Genomic DNA, 571 nt, shown 5'->3' with positions numbered 1-571 from the left:
TGCTGCCCGCCGTCACCCTGACGGCGCAGATAGGCTCGGGGGCCAACCAGTTCGACGACTTGATCCGCAGCCCCTTCTACAACCTGACTGCCGGACTGCTCGCGCCGGTCTTCAACAACGGCCGCCTGAGCGCTGAGCGCGACAAGGCCACGGCGCGTCAGGAGGAACTGCTGCAGAGCTATCGCGGCGCGATCATCAACGGTTTTGCCGACGTCGAAAAAGCCCTCAACAGCATTCGCGGCCTCGATGAACAACGCCAGTGGCAGAGCGAAGAACTGAATCAGGCGCAGACCGCGTTCAACATTGCCCAAAGCCGCTATCAGGCGGGCGCCGAAGATCTGCTGACCGTGCTGGAAACCCAACGCACACTGTATGCGGCGCAGGATTTTAATGTGCAACTGCGGCTGTCGCGGGTGCAGGCGAGCATCGCGCTGTACAAGGCGCTTGGGGGTGGGTGGCAGGCTTTGTAATTGCGCAGCCTGTCAGGCCGTTTTCGCGCTCAGGCTCGCTCCCCCATTTGACCGAGTTCCTTCACTAGGAATGAGATCCAGTGTGGGAGCGAGCCTGCTCG

General features: G+C 61.8%; 1 protein-coding gene. It reads left to right on the top strand.

Annotated elements, in window-relative coordinates; translation table 11 throughout:
- Positions 1-470: TolC family protein (locus tag BK660_RS31160; protein ID WP_185045295.1), on the top strand; the 470-nt coding region annotated here is incomplete at its 5' end.
- Positions 471-571: the final 101 nt, after the last annotated feature.

This window comes from Pseudomonas brassicacearum, assembly GCF_003732265.1.
GTDB lineage: Bacteria > Pseudomonadota > Gammaproteobacteria > Pseudomonadales > Pseudomonadaceae > Aquipseudomonas > Aquipseudomonas brassicacearum_D.
This window is presented reverse-complemented; position numbering and strand designations above follow the sequence as displayed.